Annotated in this window: 19 protein-coding genes; 12 read left to right on the top strand and 7 right to left on the bottom strand. The window is 52.5% G+C overall.

Annotated features, from left to right (window positions below):
• Positions 1–161 precede the first annotated feature (161 nt).
• From ACOYW1_RS07520 to ACOYW1_RS07545, 6 genes are all read right to left on the bottom strand, one after another.
• The gene (locus ACOYW1_RS07520) at positions 162–803 is read right to left on the bottom strand and encodes a hypothetical protein (RefSeq protein WP_482422301.1); all 642 of its coding nucleotides are present in this window, start codon (positions 801–803) and stop codon (positions 162–164) included.
• A 26-nt stretch (positions 804–829) separates the two neighbouring features.
• The gene (locus tag ACOYW1_RS07525) at positions 830–1801 is read right to left on the bottom strand and encodes a VWA domain-containing protein (protein ID WP_482422302.1); all 972 of its coding nucleotides are present in this window, start codon (positions 1799–1801) and stop codon (positions 830–832) included.
• The gene (locus tag ACOYW1_RS07530; protein WP_482422303.1) at positions 1798–2820 is read right to left on the bottom strand and encodes a VWA domain-containing protein; all 1023 of its coding nucleotides are present in this window, start codon (positions 2818–2820) and stop codon (positions 1798–1800) included. Before ACOYW1_RS07530 ends, ACOYW1_RS07525 begins: the two co-directional genes overlap by 4 nt.
• 450 nt (positions 2821–3270) lie before the next feature.
• Positions 3271–3747, bottom strand: a complete 477-nt coding sequence (locus ACOYW1_RS07535; protein WP_482422304.1) for a DUF4381 domain-containing protein — start codon at positions 3745–3747, stop codon at positions 3271–3273.
• A gap of 30 nt (positions 3748–3777) precedes the next feature.
• Positions 3778–4707: a DUF58 domain-containing protein gene (locus ACOYW1_RS07540; RefSeq protein WP_482422305.1), complete on the bottom strand. Its 930-nt coding sequence runs from the start codon at positions 4705–4707 to the stop codon at positions 3778–3780.
• A gap of 14 nt (positions 4708–4721) precedes the next feature.
• Entirely contained in the window at positions 4722–5693 is a 972-nt protein-coding gene (locus ACOYW1_RS07545; protein WP_482422306.1) for an AAA family ATPase, read from the bottom strand.
• 573 nt (positions 5694–6266) lie between these two features.
• On the opposite strand from ACOYW1_RS07545, the gene ACOYW1_RS07550 reads away from it, so the two are divergent.
• The 5 genes from ACOYW1_RS07550 (at position 6267) to ACOYW1_RS07570 (ending at position 12384) form a co-directional block, all read left to right on the top strand.
• On the top strand, positions 6267–7127 hold the full coding sequence (locus tag ACOYW1_RS07550; RefSeq protein WP_482422307.1) for a KamA family radical SAM protein: 861 nt from the start codon (positions 6267–6269) through the stop codon (positions 7125–7127).
• Complete coding sequence (locus ACOYW1_RS07555) at positions 7088–7222, top strand: hypothetical protein (RefSeq protein WP_482422308.1); 135 nt, start codon at positions 7088–7090, stop codon at positions 7220–7222. Before ACOYW1_RS07550 ends, ACOYW1_RS07555 begins: the two co-directional genes overlap by 40 nt.
• Positions 7223–7505: 283 nt before the next feature.
• The gene (gene ptsP / locus ACOYW1_RS07560; protein WP_482422309.1) at positions 7506–9785 is read left to right on the top strand and encodes a phosphoenolpyruvate--protein phosphotransferase; all 2280 of its coding nucleotides are present in this window, start codon (positions 7506–7508) and stop codon (positions 9783–9785) included.
• A 57-nt stretch (positions 9786–9842) separates the two neighbouring features.
• The gene (locus ACOYW1_RS07565) at positions 9843–11033 is read left to right on the top strand and encodes a DEAD/DEAH box helicase (protein WP_482422310.1); all 1191 of its coding nucleotides are present in this window, start codon (positions 9843–9845) and stop codon (positions 11031–11033) included.
• Between the two features lie 880 nt (positions 11034–11913).
• The gene (locus ACOYW1_RS07570; RefSeq protein ID WP_482422311.1) at positions 11914–12384 is read left to right on the top strand and encodes a hypothetical protein; all 471 of its coding nucleotides are present in this window, start codon (positions 11914–11916) and stop codon (positions 12382–12384) included.
• A 192-nt stretch (positions 12385–12576) separates the two neighbouring features.
• Here the strand turns inward: ACOYW1_RS07570 and ACOYW1_RS07575 are convergent, their stop codons facing one another.
• Positions 12577–13566: an integron integrase gene (locus ACOYW1_RS07575; protein ID WP_482422312.1), complete on the bottom strand. Its 990-nt coding sequence runs from the start codon at positions 13564–13566 to the stop codon at positions 12577–12579.
• A 588-nt stretch (positions 13567–14154) separates the two neighbouring features.
• Here ACOYW1_RS07575 and ACOYW1_RS07580 point away from each other — a divergent pair.
• From ACOYW1_RS07580 to ACOYW1_RS07610, 7 genes are all read left to right on the top strand, one after another.
• A complete protein-coding gene (locus tag ACOYW1_RS07580; RefSeq protein ID WP_482423682.1) occupies positions 14155–14358 on the top strand; it encodes a DUF6966 domain-containing protein in 204 nt (67 codons plus the stop codon).
• Between the two features lie 649 nt (positions 14359–15007).
• Positions 15008–15532, top strand: coding sequence for a Shedu immune nuclease family protein (locus tag ACOYW1_RS07585; RefSeq protein WP_482422313.1), 525 nt, complete (start codon positions 15008–15010; stop codon positions 15530–15532).
• Entirely contained in the window at positions 15532–15747 is a 216-nt protein-coding gene (locus tag ACOYW1_RS07590; protein ID WP_482423683.1) for a hypothetical protein, read from the top strand. The genes ACOYW1_RS07585 and ACOYW1_RS07590 overlap by 1 nt, the downstream gene beginning before the upstream one ends.
• A gap of 253 nt (positions 15748–16000) precedes the next feature.
• Positions 16001–16231 (top strand): hypothetical protein, encoded by a 231-nt coding sequence (locus ACOYW1_RS07595; RefSeq protein ID WP_482422314.1) that lies wholly within the window; start codon positions 16001–16003, stop codon positions 16229–16231.
• 628 nt (positions 16232–16859) lie between these two features.
• A complete protein-coding gene (locus tag ACOYW1_RS07600; protein ID WP_482422315.1) occupies positions 16860–17399 on the top strand; it encodes a hypothetical protein in 540 nt (179 codons plus the stop codon).
• Positions 17400–17638: 239 nt separating this feature from the next.
• Complete coding sequence (locus ACOYW1_RS07605; protein ID WP_482422316.1) at positions 17639–17839, top strand: hypothetical protein; 201 nt, start codon at positions 17639–17641, stop codon at positions 17837–17839.
• Positions 17836–18096 (top strand): hypothetical protein, encoded by a 261-nt coding sequence (locus ACOYW1_RS07610; RefSeq protein WP_482422317.1) that lies wholly within the window; start codon positions 17836–17838, stop codon positions 18094–18096. The genes ACOYW1_RS07605 and ACOYW1_RS07610 overlap by 4 nt, the downstream gene beginning before the upstream one ends.
• Positions 18097–18803 lie beyond the last annotated feature (707 nt).

An 18803-nucleotide genomic window follows, 5' to 3' on the forward strand; every position in this document is an offset into this window, starting at 1 on the left:
TGTGTTCGAAAAATCAACGCCTTTTGCCATGTCGATGCTGCGCGAAGATGACCCCGCATGGGGATAGTGATCGCTGCGATTTCTCGGCGGTGCGCAAGCGCACCCTACGGCGCGACAAGCGAAGGTACGGAGCATTTGCGAATCTGGGGATTATCCCTTGGTTAAGGTTTTTGTACGCTGTTCTGGTAGGCGAATTTGGCTCGCAAAAAGTCAGCGGGCCGCGTCTGTACCCGCCTCAGCCACATGGCCCTCAGCTCTTTGTCCGACATTTGGGCGCTGCCTTCCACGGTTTCTTCCCGGCCTCCGCCGGATTTTTCCACACGGTCGCTGAACACGATCTCGTCCGCCCCAAGCTGGTCCCCGCCGATGCCTCCCTGGTCTCCTTCAGGGGGAGCCATGTTGTCCCGCCGAGCGATGGCAAGGTTTTTATTTTCTTCAGCCTCTTTCCAGCCTGTTCGGGCCAGGAGGGCACCGTCGTAACTTGCAATGGCCGCGTCGTATTTTCCGGCCATCAGAAGAGCGTTTCCCCGATTGAAGAGGCCCTCTTCCGAAGGAACCTGGCCGAAGGCGGCGGCGGCCTCCTTGAACTGGCCGTTGCGATAGTATGCTTGGCCTCGGCCCATGGGATCAAAGAAGCGCTCGGCGGCTGTGGCGTAGTCTCCCCGGGACATGAGCAGGCGGCCCTGCTGGTCCGGGGTGAGAAAGAGCCCGACCAGGGAGCCACCGGTCTCGCCCAGGGCCATTATGGCGAGGATGACGGTGACGGCGGAAACGGCGATTGCGGCTTTTTTTCCTGGAGTCATGGCTTGGGTTCCTTGGGGTTTTCCGTTTATCGCCACCTCACGCGCCATCCCGGCCTGAACCACATGAGGCTGAGCAGGGTTAAAAGGGGCACCAGGGCGTAGCCGCTGTCCTGCCAGTGCTCGCCTTCCTCCGGGGGCCCCGCGTCCACGGGGGTGCTTTCGATGCGGCGGTTCAGGGCCTTGATGTCTCGGTCGTCCGGGCTGATGATGGTGAGGCTCGCGTCCACGGCGTCTGCGGCCTGTTTCATCCTCTTTGCGTCCAGGGGCGGGGCAGGGGGGCTGTCCGGGGGAACCGGGACCCCTTTGTCTGCGGCAACGGCAAGGATATGCACCGGGAACCGGTGTTCGGCGGCATGGGCTTCAAGGGCCTTGAGCTGGCCTGGGTCCACACTGTCGGCCATGAGGAGGATGGAGCCGGGCTGGTTGTTCTTTTCAAGTTGTTCTGCAGCAAGGGCAAGGGCTGCGGCTGCCTGGTCTCCCTCTTCCGGCATGATCTCCGGGGAGAGCTCCCCTGCAAAGGTGGTGATGATGGTGGCGTCCCGGGTCAGGGGCATGACCAGGTGGGCGCTTCCGGCATAGGCCACCAGGGCCGTGCGTGCGCCCGGCCTTAAGGCCAGAAGGTCCCTTATTTTATGGGATGCCCGGGTAAGGCGCGAGGGCCGGATGTCTTCGGCGGTCATGGAAGGCGTGACCTTCACAGCGATGACCAGGGCCGAGGTGTCCTCGGTAAAGGGGGAGGGCGCTTTTTTCCAGGAGGGCCCGGCCAGGGCGGTGACGGCAAGGCACCAGAAGAGGATGAGGAGCCCGGCTGGGCGCAGTCGGTTGGCTTTGTCCTGCCCGGTCAGGAGATGGGCAAGGAGGTGTGGTGCGATGACGCCTTCGTAAGGGGTTTTGCCGTGGTGCCGCCTGAGGATCAGGATGGCAAGGCAAAGGGCCGGGACAAGGGCGAGGAGCCACAGGGGCCTGAGAAAATGGAGGTTGTGGATGATCTGCGTCATGTGTGTGCCGCCTCCGTCTTTGATTTCCGGGAATGGCGCGTGGCTCTGGCCGTTCTGGAGAAAAAGGCTGACATGCCGTGGTAGAGGAAACTCACCAAGAGCAGCACGCCCAGGGGCCAGTGAAAGAGGTCGGTCCTGGGGCGGTGGCTGATGGTCTCCAGGTCCCGGGTGCTCATCTCATCCAGCCGTTTGTAGACGTCCGAGAGCCCGTCGCGGTCGTCGGCATGGAAAAACGCGCCCCCGGTGGTGGCTGCCACGGCCTTTAAGGTGGCTTCGTCTAATTTCTCCTCACCGGCCGCCCGTGGGTCGCCCACGGCAACGGTGTGGATGGTCACCCCGTTGTCTTTGGCGATGTCCGCGGCTTTGTCCGGGGGCACCAGGCTGCCCGTATCGTTGCCGTCGGTGAGGATGATGAGCACCCTCTCTTTCATGTCGCTGCGCTCAAACTGGGTGATGGCAAGGCCGATGGCGTCCCCCAGCATGGTCTGGGGACCGGCCATGCGGACCTGGGCTTCGTCCAGGAGAATCCGGCAGGTCTCCAGGTCTTCGGTGAAGGGGGCCTGGATAAAGGCTGCGGACCCAAAAAAGATAAGCCCCACCCGATCCCCTTCGCGCTCTTCGAGGAACTCGTGGAGCACCTCCTTGACGGCGGTCAGCCGGTCCACCACCTTGCCCTCCCTGTTTTTGAAATCCGTGGTCTCCATGGAGCCGGAAAGGTCCACGGCAAGGAGCAGGTCCCTGGAGGGAACGGTTTTGGTGACGGCCTCCTCTACCCACTGGGGCCGTGCCAGGGCCGTGACCAAAAGGATCCACGCACCAAAGACCAGGATGGTGTGGATGAGGGGCATCCCGTGGACCACGGCCCCGGACGAGGCCGTGAGCCCGGTTTTCTTAACGAGCTCATCAAAAAACGGAATCCTGATGCCCTGCTCCCGCTGGCTGTATGCCGGCAGAAAGCGTTTCAGCAGAAGGGGCAGGGGCAGCAGGGCAAAGAGGATGGGGGTGTGGAACTGGAGCATGGGGCTGTCCTTTACATGATCGCAATCACACAGTTTATGCCTCCGGCGACCCTGCCGGGGGCCAAACGTTTGAACGCTATATAAACAGATCTGAGATGGGTTTATGGACACTCCGGTGGTATGCATTCCTCCGAGAAATGAGGGGGAAAGCATCCGCAACCTGGGGTTCAGGGGATCATTCCATGGCCGCCGGAGGCAGTGCGGTTAAATTAACAATGAGCAAGTAACGACAATGTACCCTGTGACGTCGAAGCTTGAGAGCTATCCTGTATAAACCATCAGCATTTATGTCGGGCGAAGCCCGAGCCGAAGGCCCTTGCGCTTTGGCCCGAGGAACGAGGGACAAAGCGCAAGGGCAATAAGCTTTCGAGGTGGCTCACCTCGCCGCCGGAGGCACGCTTTTTGTCGGTCCCTTTAACCATAGAAGGCAGCTTCTTAAGATCTGAACCGTTACGTTTCATGTTTTTTTATCCAGGTTTCGACCAGGTGAATCAGGTTCTTTGCCTCGGTCGGGTCAAGGGGGGCCTTTGGCTGATACGGGATGCGGATGAGAAGTCGCCCTGTTCCCTGGGTAAAGGCCGTTGTGGAGAGGCTTGTGTCGAGAAACGCCAGCCAGGGCTCGCCGGTGAGGGCGGCCACGGTTTGTCTGCCGTAGGCGGCAAGGGTCGTGCGTTTGACCAGGGCCGGTAAGGGGGCAAGCTCGTCCCCTGTGGGGGGGCTGCCTCGATTTATCAGGGCCAGCTCAGCCAGGGCCTCCCGCCGGTACCTGTTGCGCTTCCACCTGAGGGCTGACGTGATCAGGAGCCAGGTAGCGGCCGCCGCAAGGATCCAGGCAATGACGTACCATCCCGGGGCCGGGGGCCAGAGGGGTTGGGGCGAAAAGGGGATGATATCGTGGAGGTTGTCCAGGCTTGTGGGGTCTGTCATCTGGTTTTCCTCACCCTGTTCGGGTTGGGCTCATCGGGCTCCCAGGGAATCGCGGATCTGCTCGGCCGCCCCTGTTGCCGTGTGGATGGGCAGCACCGGAACCCCGTATCGGGTCAACTCTTCGGTGAGGAGGTGGAGCCGTTCATTGAACACCTCCCGCACGAGGTTGCGTTTGTCCTCATCACTGCTGTCCAGGGACGCCTGGCGCATGCCGTCGCTGATGACGATGGTCCCGGCGTTCACCGCATCCGTTGCCGTGGGGTCGTGGATCATGCCGAGGATGATGTCGTTGTGGCGGCCCATGAGCTTGATGTGTCGGCAGGTGTCCTCTGTGATCCCAGAAAAATCGCTGATGATGCAGATGAGGGTGTCGGTGCGGGCCAGGTGGGCTGTTTTTTCCAGGGCTCGGTCCAGGGCACCGGGGCTCGGGGTGATGCGGCTGTCCACCGTCAGGGCGTGGTTGAATTCGATGATGCGGTTGAGGATCTCCATGACGGTTCTGGCGCTTCGATGGGGGCGGATGTGCCGGACCTCTTCGTCGTTGAAGATCACCGCGCCCACCCGGTCCCCGGAGCTGATGACCCGCCAGGCTGCAAGGGCCGCAGTTTCGGCGGCGGTGACCGATTTCATGTTGACCCGGGTGCCGAAGAACATGCTCAATCGCTGGTCCACCACCAGAAGAACGGGGCGTTCCCGTTCTTCGGAGTAGACCCGGGTGTGGGGTTTCCGGGTGCGGGCGGTCACCTTCCAGTCGATGCTGCGGATGTCGTCCCCCGGCAGGTAGCCCCGGATCTCCTCGAAATCCAGACCCCGTCCCCTCAGGCGTGAGGCGTGCCTGCCCGTGAGCAGGCTGTGCACCGGTTGCCTGGGCAGAAAGCTGAACCCCTGGGCCTTGTGCTTCAGGCGGATCAGGTCGCTCAGGCGTGCGTAGACGCCGGGGTGTGTATCGGGTCGGTTCATGGTGGGCTTCCTTTTCACGCCACGGCCACGGTTTTTGCCAGCTCGGAAAGTACCTCATCGGCGGTGATTCCGTCCGCGTTGGCTTCATAGCTCAGCATGATGCGATGGCGAAGGACGTCGTGGAGCACGGCGCGGACGTCCTCGGGGGTGACGTGGTCGTTGCCTGCGAGCCAGGCGTGGGCGCGGGAGCATTTGTCCAGGCCGATGGAGCCCCGGGGGCTGGCCCCCACCTGAATCCACTTTTCCAGGTCACCGTCGTATCGCTCCGGGTTCCGGGTGGCGGAGATGAGGTCCACGATGTAGGTCTCCACGGCCTCGGCCGTGTGGACGGCGTCGATCTCTTTCCGGGCGTCGAAGATCACCTGCTGGGGGATGGGCTCCGCCGGGGCGCTGTTGCCGTTGGTGGCGCCTGCCTCGCGCCTCACCAGTCTCACGATGTCCATCTCCGTTGCTTCATCCGGGTACGTGATGGAGACATGCATGAGGAACCGGTCCATCTGGGCCTCGGGCAGGGGGTAGGTGCCTTCCTGCTCGATGGGGTTCTGTGTGGCCATGACCATGAAGAGCTCCGGCAGTTCGTGGGTGGTACCGGCCACCGTGACCTGGCGTTCTTCCATGGCTTCCAGAAGGGCAGCCTGGACTTTGGCCGGGGCCCGGTTGATCTCATCGGCCAGGATGATGTTGTTGAAGATGGGGCCAGCCTGAAACTGAAACTCTCCCTGGCCCTGGACCGTGTGGTAGACCTCGGTTCCCGTGACGTCCGAGGGAAGCAGGTCCGGCACGAACTGGATGCGGTTCATCCCGGCGTCCAGGTTGGTGGCCAGGGCCTTGACGGCTCGGGTTTTGGCAAGGCCGGGCAACCCTTCCACAAGGAGGTTGCCGTTTGCAAGGAGCCCCAGGAGAAGGCGCTCCACGATGGTCTCCTGCCCCAGGATAGACTGGGACATTCGGTTTTTTAACTCAAGGACGTCGGTTCGGGCGCTCATGGCGAGTTCCTTAAAACAAGGGTTCGGAGGGAAAAGGCGTGATGTGCCGAAAGGCAAAAATGCCGGGACGCGTTGTTTCGCTGGGGGCAAGGGGGAGGTCTTATGGCAGGAAGAGGAGAGGTCGGTGGCCCCGGGAAACGGTTTTTTTAAGGGCGAAGGGGACTGCCGGTGAGCCCCGTGCATGATGTTTATGTATACTATGGTGGCAGGGATTGTTCAATGGTATTCGATGATTATCCGATATGGCAAAGGTTGCGCGATGCCCGGACCCACCATTTCTGAACAGTGCGCCGGGCCATGGTTTGAGGTACTGCTGCCCTTTCCTTACGGCAGGACGCTTTTATCGCGAGAGCCTCATGGCTTTGCATCGGGTTTCATGTATAATCAATGGTATTGAACCTTGTTTTACTTGCTCTTCACCGCAGGGAAGGGAGGTGACATGGGATATCAGAAGGAAGCGTGGGTGACCCAGCTTGAGGAGAGTGTCAACACACTGGAAAAGCTCCAGGCGTATGTCACGGTGTCTCCTGGGGAGAAAAAAGGAATAGAAGAGGCTGAAAAAGAGAATGTCCGGTGGGGTACCACCCCTTTTTGCCTCTCTCATGGACCCGGAGGACCCCGGAGTGCCCCATTCGTCGCCAGATCATTCCGTCCGTGCTGGAAAAGGAGAACCGCTTCGGGGTGGAAAATTACCTGGCATGGAAAGAGAACCGGCTGACCAGCGAAACCCGCCCCGACTGCATCGCCCGACAATACCATGACCGTATCGCCTTTCTGGTGACCGACATGTGCGCGATGTACTGCCGCCACTGTTTTCGCAAGGAGCTGGTGGTGGTGCGCGAGGTTCGGTTTCGTTTTGACATTGAGGAGGGGTTGCAGTGGATCAGGGATCATGGGGAGATCCGGGATGTTCTGGTGACGGGGGGTGATCCCTTTGTGCTCTCCGATGACAAGCTCGCCTGGCTTGTGGAAAAGCTGCGGGAGATTCCCCATGTGGAGATGATTCGCTTCGGCACCCGCACCCCCATCGTGCTTCCGCACCGCATTACGCCGGGCTTAAAAGAGGTGCTCTCCGGGTACCACCGGGTGCCCATCTGGATCAACACCCAGTGCAACCACCCCGGGGAGATCACGGAGCAGACGGCACGTGCGGTGTATGACCTGCTCTCCTGCGGCGTCCAGGTGGGCAACCAGGCGGTGCTGCTCAAAGGGATCAACGACGATACAGAGACGTTCAAGGCCCTTCACCAGAAACTCCTGTCCATTCGGATTCGTCCCTACTACCTCTTCTACTGCGAACCCGCCCCGGGCATCGATCATTTCCGTACACCGGTGGAGAAACTCGACCCTGACCGCGATCTATTGGGGGACACACCAGCGGGCTGGCCCAGCCCATGTACGTGGTGGCCACCAGCATCGGGAAGATCATGCTGATGCCTTACTACAGTTACGTGGAGAAAAACGACAAAGAATACACCCTGCGAAATTACAAGGGCGAGATCACGACCCTTCCCAATATTCCTGATTAACCAGGCTGGGTGCCCTTGTGGCGGACGGGCGGCAGTGGTAATGTGGTGTTTCTTTTCTTTGCACAGCTGCCCCGGCTTGCCCGGCGGATGAGAAAACCCAGCGAAATAACGTGAACTGCCTTTTGCATGCTTAAGCCGGTTGAATTGGTTGACACTACCCCACTGGTCATACCCTGCAGCGTTGGCCTGATGGGCTTGTCATGACATATCCGGGCTGCTCCGCCCGCAGATGGGAGCGCGGTGTTGCCCGGACAGATTGTGCGTTTTGGTACAAAGGGATTTTATGCGCGACGACAAACGAGACATTCTGGAAGAGATCCTTGAGACCATGAGCGACTCCGAAAACCCCGAGCAGTCCCTGGACCGCATCGTGGGGATGATCGCCGGGCGATTCGCCACGGAGGTCTGTTCGGTGTACGCTTACAACCCATACGGCAACAGCCTGCACCTGAAGGCCACGGTGGGCCTGACCCGCGAGTCCGTGGGGACCATCGAGATGGATGTGGACGAAGGCCTAACAGGTATGGTCATCGAGACCATGGCACCGGTGTTCATCGTGAACCCTTCGGCCCACCCCCGCTTCAAGTATTACGAGGGCAGCGGCGAAGAAAAATACAAGACCTACCTGGGCGTGCCCCTGATCTACCACCGCAAGGTCCTGGGGGCCCTTGTGGTTCAGACCCTGGCCGAGGAGGGGATCCGGCCGGACGATATCCCGGTGTTCCAGAAGATCGCGGGCCAGCTGGCGGCCACGGTGGCCTACACCATCTTATGGGAAGAGCGGAAGAGGGGAGAGGTCGACGGCTCCCTGGAGCCGGGTGAGGAGGGAGAGTCCGAAGAGGAGGACTCCTTTTCCCACCTTCGGGGAGAGCCGGTGTCCGATCGCGTGGCCGCGGGCCATGCCCACTTTACCTTTGAAACCATGGATTTTAATCAGGTCCATCGCATGAAGGTGCGGAACACGTCGGCCGAGGTCCTGCGCCTGGACCAGGCCTTTGAGGCGTCCGAAGTCCAGATCCGTGAGGTGGCGAGAAGTGCCCGGAGGCTCTCCGAGCAGGACAGGGCCATCATCGACGCCCACCTTATGTTCCTGACGGACCCTTCCCTGAAAAAGAAGATCATCGCCAAGATCGAGGAGAAGGTCAGCGCGGAATACGCCTTGAAAAAGGTGATCACGGCGTACGTGAAGATGTTCAAGTCCATGGAGGACCCGTATCTAAGCGAGCGGGCCGCCGATGTCCTGGACATCGGGCGTCGGGTCCTGGCAAATCTTGTGGGCATGGGCGGGGACGCGGGCCAGGCCTTTGCCAGGGACACCATCATCGTGGCCTCGGACATATCGCCCGTGGACCTTCTGGCCATTCGCCAGCCGCACCTGAAGGGCATTGTCCTGGCCAAGGGGGGGCGCACCTCCCACACGGTGATCATTGCGCGGTCCCTGGAGATTCCCATCGTCATCGGGGTGGAGGGGATTCTGGACCATGTGCGGGACGGGGATTACCTCATTGTTGACGGGGTCTCCGGGATTGTGTATGCAAACCCCTCCCAGGAGATCCGGGACGAGTACGCCCGGCGCCGGGAAGAGGGGCTCAAGGCCCGCAAAAAACTCGAAGGCCTTCGGGAACTCCCGGCCCAGACCGTGGACGGCGTCACCGTGGGGCTCGGGGCCAACATCGGCCTGCTCTCGGATATGATGCTGGCCAGGCAGTACGGGGCAGATCTCATCGGGCTCTATCGCACGGAGTTTCCTTTTCTGCTGCGCACCTCCTTTCCTTCGGAAGAGGAGCAGGTGGCTCTGTACCGGCGGGTCATCGAAAAGTCCCAGGGGCGCTCGGTGACCATCCGCACCTTTGACGTGGGCGGGGACAAGTTCCTCTCCTACCTGGACTACCCCAAGGAGGACAACCCCTTCCTGGGCTGGCGCTCCATCCGTCTGAGCCTGGACCTGGAGGATGTGTTCCGGGTGCAGATCCGCTCCATTCTCAGGGCCTCGGTCTTCGGCAACACCCGGATTCTTTTTCCCATGATCACCAGCGTGGAGGAGATCCGGCGGGTGGCAACCCTGGTGGCCGAGGAGAAGGAGAACCTGGACCGGGCGGGCATCGCCTATGACCGGGAGATCAAGCTGGGCATCATGGTGGAGGTCCCGGCTGCCGTGTCCATTCTGGACCGGCTGTTGAAGTACGTGGACTACGTGAATGTAGGCACCAACGACCTGATGCAATACCTCCTGGCCGTGGACCGGAACAACAAGAAGGTGGCCGTTCACTTTAACGCCCTGCATCCGTCGGTGGTGGCCACCGTGGACCATATCGTTAAGGTGTGCAACCATTTAGGGAAACCCCTGTGCATCTGCGGGGAGGCCGCTGCCGTCAAGGAGAGTATTTTCCTCTTTGTGGGCATGGGGGCCCGCCAGATCAGCATGGTGCCCTCGGCCATTCCCGAAGCCAAGCGGTTCATCCGATCCGTCCGCGCCACGGACGCGGAAAAGGCCCTGGCCGAGTGCCTTGCCATGGAAGACGCGGCTGAGATAAAAGCCTATCTGCAAGGGTGCCTTCCGTGATAGAAGCAGGCCGGAGTATTTGAAGAAACAGTTACAGTGAAATGAGGATTGAACGAGATGTCATTTGATCGACTTGGCCTTCGTGCCGAACTGCTGAAAGCCATAAGCGACAAGGGCTATGCCCAGCCCACCCCCATCCAGGAGAGGGCTGTGCCCGTGATCCTCGAAGGGCAGGATATCCTTGCCCGGGCCCAGACCGGCACGGGCAAGACCGACGCCTTTGCACTGCCCCTGGTAGAAATTCTGGGTCAGAAAAAGGGCTACGGCAGGCATCCCCGCGCCCTGGTCCTGGCCCCTACGCGGGAGCTGGCCCTTCAGGTGGGGGAGTGCATCAAAGGCTATGCCCGGCGTGTCTCCCTGCGATGCACCGTGGTGTACGGCGGGGTGGGTATTCATCCTCAGATCACCCGTCTCAAGCGCGGGGTGGACATTCTGGTGGCCACGCCCGGGCGTTTGCTGGACCTTGCCATCCAGCGGCACGTAAAACTCATGGACATCGAGTTCCTCGTCTTTGACGAAGCCGACCGCATGCTGGATCTGGGCTTCAGTCAGGAGATCTCCCAGATCCTGGAGCTGTTGCCCGAAGAGCGCCGCACCATGCTCTTTTCCGCCACCTATACCCCGGAGATCCGCGAGCTCGCCTCACGGATGCTCACGAACCCCGCCCAGATCGAGGTCTCCCCTGAAAAAGCGGCAGCAGATGCCGTGGACCAGCGGGTTCACACCGTGGACAAGTCCAGCAAGCGGGCGCTTCTCGTCCACCTGATCACCAAGGGCCGTTGGTCCAGGGTCTTGGCCTTTTGCCGCACCAAGCACGGGGCCAACAAGCTTCGGGACAAGCTCATGGAGCGGGGGATTCCCTCGGCCGCCCTCCACGGCAACATGAGCCAGTCCGTCAGGAACCGAACCCTCCAGGAGTTCAAAGAGGGCGGCATCCAGGTCCTCACGGCAACGGATGTGGCTGCCAGGGGCCTTGATATCAGCGGTTTGCCCTGTGTGGTCAACTACGACATGCCCAAGATCCCCGAAGATTACGTCCACCGCATCGGCCGTACGGGCCGGGCTGGAGAAAAGGGCCTGGCCATCTCCCTGGTGGGTGCCGAGGAGGTGCCCTTCCTTGAGGCCATCGAAGCCTTTCTCAAGCGCAAGCTTCCCGTGGCCCATGTGGACGGCTACACCCAGGGCCACGAGGTGCCGGATTTTGTGCTCTACCGTCCGGGCAGCACCGGCAGCGGCAAGAAAAGGTAGAGTTCGAAAGTGAGAAATCGGCGGAGAAGCGCAAAACCGCAAAGCAGGAGTCTCGGTCCCGCAAGGCAAAATCCAGTGGCTCCGGCAAAAAAGCCGCCACCAAAACGAAAACACGCACCGGCTCCGGCAAGGCAAACAGCCCCAGGGGCAACGGAAACCCTAAGCCCGGCTCCCGCCCGTCCAGGGGAGGTAAACCCGGTAAGCCCAGAGGGGACCCGATAGGCATCCTCCCTTCATCCTTTCCTTTCTGTTACGGCGTCGCCCATGCACCTTCCATGGGCGATGTCGCTTCCGATTCCTAACCCCTCAGGCCCATCACATCGTTGACGGCTTCCTCCGTGTCCAGATCTTTTGACAAAAAATGATCCCAAAACAGCAACCAGGCAGCGTGCTGTTGCCTCTGGCGGCCCTGCCGAGGACCAGCCTTTTGATGCATTGTCGCTCAAGGGCTACGCTACGACGCCACAAGAAAGTTTGGTAAACAGGTTTTTAACCTTGGTTCAGTTTGTCGTCGCGTTTGGGATGGTTGTTTATCCATGAAATGTTAGGTTTGGGTAACGTTATAACACGCTTGCATTCATGAGGATTAAAAGATATGAATATTAGTAAAATTTTGCGAATAGCTGAATTTTATTTCCCGAGCTCGTTTGGGATGGCACCGTTATGTGGTGCGTGGTTTATTGAAGCGCGATGTTGATGGTGAAAACCACATGTGTTGTGTTTTGAGGTTCAAGAATTGTAATGAATATCGGATGGTTTTGTCTTTTTTTACGTGGCAGGCGCTACTGTCCGATAGGCATGTTATTCATTTTTAGCCCAATCAATATATTTAAGTCGAATGATGAACTTAAAATATCGGATATAGGAAAGAAATAAAATTATGAAAAAAGCGTTTATCAATTTGACCATGACGTTCATTATTATGCTTTCGGTTAGTAATGCGTATGCAGATTTAGATAATTTCCTTTCTAACCTAAATATTCAGGCCACAGCCGACATAGATAATTTCAGCGCCAGGTTGAGTGCCCAGTTCGGTGTCCCTTATCCTGAAGTCCAGACAATAATCAGAACTGTAGAGTTGCCCGCTGACGTGTTTATGTGTCTTCAACTCGGCAAGATGACAAACACTGAACCAGAGAGTGTAGTAAAGGTATACAGGAGCAATAAGAATAAAGGATGGGGAGCTATAGCCAAAGAACTCGGGATCAAGCCGGGTTCAGCTGATTTTCATGCACTCAAGAGAGGATCGTTTTCGTTAGCTGACGGACAGTGTCGGGGAACAAGCAAGGGACAAAAGAAAGGTAAAAACAAGGCTAAAGGAAAAGGGCACAATAAAAAACAAAAAAGCTAACCTACCGTTTAAATAGTTTTTAAAGCTTCTCTTGGACTCGCTAAAGTAAAACAGGAAAAGCATCAAAACTAAACAGGGGGCAGGCTCTTTACAAATTTTACCGCGGAGTTTTTTTTAAGCGATCCGCCGGAAGCATGTTTTTATTTGCATGAGTTGATGAATGGCTCAAGGGAAGCAACTGCCCGAAAAGGCTCAATGGACCTTGCGCTGATGATGGATGTCCAACGGGCTCTGAACGGCCAGCCCTCCTTTGTTGAGAACGTGGGTGTAGATCATGGTGGTGCTGACGTCCTTGTGGCCCAGAAGGTCCTGAATGGTTCGGATGTCGTAGCCTGCCTCAAGGAGATGCGTTGCAAAGGAGTGACGGAAGGTGTGGCAGGTCACCGGTTTGATTATCCCGGCCAGTTTTCGCGCCTTATAGATGGCCCGATTCAACGTCTTTTCATGGAGGTGATGGCGGCGCCTGATCCCTGACCGCGGATCGACAGATAGACCCGACGAAGGGAAAACGTATTGCCAGCCCCACTCTTTGTCCGCGTTTTTATACTTTACGGCCAGGGAGTTGGGCAGATAGACACTGCCCACATCATCGGCCAGGTCTGATTCATGAAGCGCTTTTCTCTGATCCAGATGCTCTCTGAGCCTTTCCTTTGCAACATCCGGAAAAATGGTGATGCGGTCTTTCTGCCCTTTGCCGTCGCGAACGACAATCTGGTTAAGCCCGAAATCAACATCCTTTACCCTCAGTCTCAGGCATTCAATGGCCCTTAATCCGCCCCCGTACAGTAGCTGCCCCATGATCAGGTATTGGCCGGACATCCCGGCAAGTACCCTTTGGGTTTCATCCACCGTCAGCACGGTAGGCAGGCGCATCGGCTTTTTGGCCCGAAAGGCTTTGATCTCGCCTTCAATTTCAATTTTAAGCACCTCATTGTAAAGAAAAAGCAGGGCGCTGAATGTCTGGTTCTGCGTCGAGGCAGCAACGTTCCGTCTTGTTGCGAGATGGGTCAGGTAGGCCTCAATCTCTTTCTTTCCCATGTCCTTTGGGTGCCTCTTGCCGTGAAAGAGAATGTAACGCTTTATCCAGCTTGTATAAGCTTCTTCTGTCCGAATGGAGTAGTGCTTGAGGCGAATTTTGTCACGCACTTTGTCAAGCAGCCTTGTCTGGGGCGCAGGGCTCACAAATACCTCCTTGCAATTGTTCAATTCAAAGAGTAAGAATTTAACAGCTTGGCTATAAACGGACAGTTGCCTTTGGGGTGATCATACAACTGAATATCCGAGAGAAAGATGTGTGAGTTTAAGGTCAACAATGTTAATGACAACAAACGTCAAGGCATTATGCAAGGATGTCTGAAAATGCAAGAAATATAAGAATATGCGACAAATCAGTCCCGTATTCCGGCATATGGTGGATTATGAGACAGCGTTGTCGCTTTTTCACTTTGAGAAGGTATTATGGGACAGATCAGTTCCCAATACGGGACATGGTGGTCCCATATACCCGGAAGTTCATAGAATATCGGACAATAATGTCCATGTTTCCCTCTGAGAAGGTGTTATGGGACAAAAATGTCCACTAATAATTGTTAGCTGCTATTCAACATGATCGAGGACTATGAAAATTCAGTTATCTATTCGAAAAAATCAGCTCGATAAACTAATACAATCGCTCGAACATTTGTGTATTCATTTACGTTTAGACGAGGACTGTCCTTGGATTGATCATTTTGAACGACAACTTGAAAATGCAAAATCATTATCAAACTCATCCGTCAAAAGGAATTAAGCGATCTATCATCTTCGATTAGATCTGTTTATGGGGGGATGGGAAGTTTCAATGATTATTACAATCCAAATTACACAAAGCATAGGAATGAGGTAATGAAATTACTTGGGTCAAGCACAGATTTATCAGAACGCGTCTATGAATATGCTCTTGAATTAATGGTAATCGGTATTACAAGCAGCTAACAAACACTTGCACGCCGACCGGGCGCGAGTGCGGTTTTCAAGCGGTATCACTTAACGGCGGTCGGCATCTTTCAAACACTTTCTCGCCCCTGCGCCCGTCAGGGTGAAGTGTGGCGTTAGACAAGTGAGAACAATATCTATGCCTATATATAAAAAGCACTCACCAAGCGAAGAGCAAAAGATACTTGAAGATTCTTGTCGTTATTTTTTTGGTAAAAAGTTGCCATTGGTGAAAGAGCTGCTTCAGCAATAATACGAGCTGGAAGGACAGGGGACTTATTAGGTAATTGAGTATTTTTAAAAACAGATATGGATATTTTTTCGAGTCTTATAGCTAGATCACCAGCAATAATTGATTTATTTGAACGGTGCGATGTTACGCTTTCAAATTTACCAAATTTTAAAGAACAAGAACCCGAAAATTTGCATATATACGACTATGAAAGTACTTTTTGGAATTTTTTTGCAGATATAAATTTGTACGAAGTATGGTCGTTTCAATAAAAGAGGTAAAATAGTTGAAAGCAACGGTAAATTAACTGAAATTGATCTTATTATTGGCGCCCTTCAAGGTGGTCGTTCAGGAATAGTTCCATCTGATCTTATCAAAACGCTTTTCGGTGATAGGCGTTTTCTACGAGATGGTTTTTTGTCAACAGGTGGTGAAACCTACCTACGTTCACTTGAAAATGCATTAGGAAAAATTCCAGCTATAGACCCTTCATTTGATCAACAACAATTGCTTCTTGTATTAGATGGTACGGGTAAAATTCGTATTCGTCCTTTTGGTTCAACAGCTATTGGACGTATTGATGATGCTTTTTCCGAGTATGGTCCTTTTGTATTTCGAGGCTCAAATGTTCAACCTGTCGAAACAGTGTGCGGTTATTCTGATCAAATTTTGGAAGAGCTTGAAGATTTAATTAATTCTACAAGTGCAAAAGGAGAAAGCGATTTCCAACTTTTTTTTGAAAAACACCCTCATATAATTTCTGGAATTGATTTTGGAGAATTACACCCTCATCCAATACTTTATAAAGAAGACGGAAGTAAATTAATACCTGATTTTTTCCTTGAAAAAATTGATGGGGGCTCGAGTGCTTTGGTTGAATTAAAACGCCCATCCCTAAAACCAATGACCGAAAAACAAATCGTGTTTATTTTTCTCAAATAATTCAAGAAGCTATTGGACAGCTTCAATACTACAGAGAGTGGTTTGATGATTCAAGTAATCGAAGATATATTGAGGAAAGGTTAAAATTAAAAACTTCTGTCTATAGACCTAAAATGATTTTAGTTGCTGGAAGGCAACAGCACTTTCAGGACGATGTAGAACGAATTAGATTGTTGACTAATCAAGGCTCAAATTTTGATATGGACCTACGATGACGTTTTAAAACGAGCACAGCGCTATAAGGATTTTCTTCGTGGAAAGTTATTTTAATTAAGATAGTTAAATATTATGTCTAACAAGTCGCTTTAAGGGACCACTGTAGGGGCTGCGCCAGGATCCTCGCTCCGCTCGGCGGCCCCTAAGCTCAAGCGTTATCCCTCAAATCAAGTGAGATATATTACAAAAACAAAAATCAATAGTTCAAATATAAAACGGTTAATGATCCATGACTGTGAGGATGGAGTTTACTTGTTTGAATACGACATCATTGAAGATGGCCCATCTTTAGGTGATTACTGGTTTGAAAATTTAGAGATAGCCTTTGAGTCGTGTAAAGAGGATTATGGCATTGATCAAGATGAATGGAAAACAATTCCTGATCCACTTGAGCATTGCCAGCAGGACTGGATTGAATCAGTTCGGGTTGTAGGTCGTTTAATCGGTGATCCCCAATGGGGACGTTTTGAAAAACTGAGTTAACGGCAAATGGGTGAGAATAAATGAAAAATAAGGAATAACAATTACTTGTACACGGACCGCCAAGCACTGCTCTCGTTCCTCGCTCCGCATTTTGCGCCCGGTGAAGCGGAGCGTTATAACCCATATTTGAAGTGATTTAGTTCAATGCCAGAACGCAACTATGATTTTCAGGCAAACGTAATTTTTAGGTTTACGGGCCTGTCTGATGACCAGGCTAAAAATTTGAAAATTCGAATTCCTTATCTAAGATTTGGAGAACATTTTAAAACAAAGAAAATTACGGGTCTTATTGATTTAGAGAATCAAAATATATTAAAAGATATCAGAAAGATCCATAGATGAATACAACATCAAAGCGGATGCTTATGACGTCTTTGTTTCAATTCGAAATGACACTGAGATTTGGAATATGGCCTAAAATTGTCAACGAAGCAATAAAAGCAACAGACTGTCAAATCGTTTTTTCTTTCACATCAATTACATAGCAAGGTTATAACAAGTCGTTGGTATGGGACCGCTGGCGCTCCGCGCCAGTGCCCTCGCTCCGCTCGGCGGCCCCACAACCAACGTTAGGTCTCTTAAAGGATTGTCAAGTTTTGGGACATAGTAAGAAATATAAAGGTAAAAAATGTGTTTATTGCCCAGAGAGAATTGTTCAACAGCAGATCATATTTTTGCCCATAAATTTTTTAATTTACCTGATCGTCATAATTTACCAAAAGTACCTGCTTGTATCGAGTGCAATAATAATAAATCAAAGTTAGAACAATATCTGTCAACCGTTTTGCCTTTTGGTGCTACTCACTATAACGCTTTAAAAGAATTAAATGAAAATGTACCAAAGCAGCTAATGAATAATAAAAAACTTCATAGACAAATAGCTTCTTCACACCATCATATATGCATTCCAACACCAAATCCTAACGATCAAAATAGACAAGCAATACTATTTGATACACAAATACTTTATGATTTTATAAGTTATGTTGGCCGAGGATTAATTTGGTATCACTGGGGGAAGTACCTATCACAAAAAACGTGTATTAAAGTTTTCACACCCACAAAATCTGGCATAGATTATGTTTCGTGTTTCTATTTAAATTCGAGTCTTTATATCAACAATGCTTTAGGCGGCAATACTGTTCGTTATAAAGGAAAAATAGAGTGAAAAAGGGGATGATTATGGGGCATTCAACTTTTTGGGGGAATGACAATTGTTTCAAAACATCCCAAATTTGTTTTCGATAACAGCTTTGTGACGATGCTAGCGGGCCAGAAAAGACATTAAATCGTATCAACTAAATAACCTAACTACACGCTCAAGGGACGCCAAAAAGCTGCGCTCGTTCCTCGCTCCACTTTTTGACGCCCCTGAGCATAGCGTTATGTTTAAAAAAGGAGAATCTCATGTCAAGTCATGTATTAATTGATGTTGCAAAAAGAAAACCCTATACTACACCTGAAATGCCGAAAAGAAGCAAATTCAATCATAAAAGAGGTATCTGGATGAGAGACAATGAAGTCTTAATTGGACATGATTCTAGAGTCGGTGTTCAAGCAACTAAGAAATGCGATGTCGAGACCGGTGAGGTCCAAAAGGAGTCATGAATAAATTTTGTTTAATTCTTACGAGCATATATGATTTTTCAGTAGATTTAGTTATTAGGCAACTTGAAGAAGATGGTGTTAATTATTTCAGGCTAAACAAAGAAAACATAACTGACTATAGAATTAATATTGATCCTATTTCAAAAGAGCTTTGTATGAGCGGATTAGGTACCGAAATACAAATCAAAGAAATCGCATCTATTTGGTATCCATTACCAGTATTCTTGGAAATTCACCTAATAAAGTACTTTAGCTGAAAAACAATTATCAAGGTCTCAGTGGAGTGCATTTTTCGTGGCTTAATGGTTTTTGATGAATCATTTTATTAATAATATTGGCCTGCAAGTACTTATTCTGCGGAATCAAAACCATATCAATTAATGGTTGCCTCTCGAATTGGTTTTATTCATTCCAAATACCCATATCGGTAACGACTTTCAAAAATTAAAAATAGTCGACAAGAAAATTATTGTTAAATGACTCAACACTCTACTTCTAGAATAATGATTGTCTATTTGCATACACATCCCACATAGATCCATCTGGCTTGACGGACCAAAATGTTTACTATGCTCCACTAACTTCTCAAAGCTATTTAGACCGAAAATTGATATACGAGTTACAGTCATAGGCAATATTCTTTTATTCCGTTCAAATTCTATCAAATGGAAAAGGCATTTCAGATGATTGGCGCCTACTAAAAAAGAAGAGTTAGAATATATTGATATAGATTTGCCTTTGGATATTCAGAATAAATGTATCTTGTTACTTAAAGAATTTAAAGTTGGTCTATGGCGCAATCGATTTGATTAAATGTGAAAATGCTTATTATTTCATCGAAATTAACCCAACAGGTGAATGGGGTTGGCTATCAAGCCATGAACGACCAATCGAAAAGATCAGCTAAATTATTATCCGATGGATTTGCTTGACATGCTAAATAAATGTTTAAATTCTATCAAAG

It is taken from the genome of Desulfoluna sp. CYM3A (genome assembly GCF_056829965.1).

Coding starts and splice junctions, on each gene's coding strand:
- ACOYW1_RS07520 (WP_482422301.1), bottom strand. CDS start 803: ATGACTCCAGGAAAAAAAGCCGCAATCGCCGTTTCCGCCGTCACCGTC.
- ACOYW1_RS07525 (WP_482422302.1), bottom strand. CDS start 1,801: ATGACGCAGATCATCCACAACCTCCATTTTCTCAGGCCCCTGTGGCTC.
- ACOYW1_RS07530 (WP_482422303.1), bottom strand. CDS start 2,820: ATGCTCCAGTTCCACACCCCCATCCTCTTTGCCCTGCTGCCCCTGCCC.
- ACOYW1_RS07535 (WP_482422304.1), bottom strand. CDS start 3,747: ATGACAGACCCCACAAGCCTGGACAACCTCCACGATATCATCCCCTTT.
- ACOYW1_RS07540 (WP_482422305.1), bottom strand. CDS start 4,707: ATGAACCGACCCGATACACACCCCGGCGTCTACGCACGCCTGAGCGAC.
- ACOYW1_RS07545 (WP_482422306.1), bottom strand. CDS start 5,693: ATGAGCGCCCGAACCGACGTCCTTGAGTTAAAAAACCGAATGTCCCAG.
- ACOYW1_RS07555 (WP_482422308.1), top strand. CDS start 7,088: ATGTACGTGGTGGCCACCAGCATCGGGAAGATCATGCTGATGCCTTAC.
- ptsP (WP_482422309.1), top strand. CDS start 7,506: ATGCGCGACGACAAACGAGACATTCTGGAAGAGATCCTTGAGACCATG.
- ACOYW1_RS07565 (WP_482422310.1), top strand. CDS start 9,843: ATGTCATTTGATCGACTTGGCCTTCGTGCCGAACTGCTGAAAGCCATA.
- ACOYW1_RS07570 (WP_482422311.1), top strand. CDS start 11,914: ATGAAAAAAGCGTTTATCAATTTGACCATGACGTTCATTATTATGCTT.
- ACOYW1_RS07600 (WP_482422315.1), top strand. CDS start 16,860: ATGTGTTTATTGCCCAGAGAGAATTGTTCAACAGCAGATCATATTTTT.
- ACOYW1_RS07605 (WP_482422316.1), top strand. CDS start 17,639: ATGTCAAGTCATGTATTAATTGATGTTGCAAAAAGAAAACCCTATACT.
- ACOYW1_RS07610 (WP_482422317.1), top strand. CDS start 17,836: ATGAATAAATTTTGTTTAATTCTTACGAGCATATATGATTTTTCAGTA.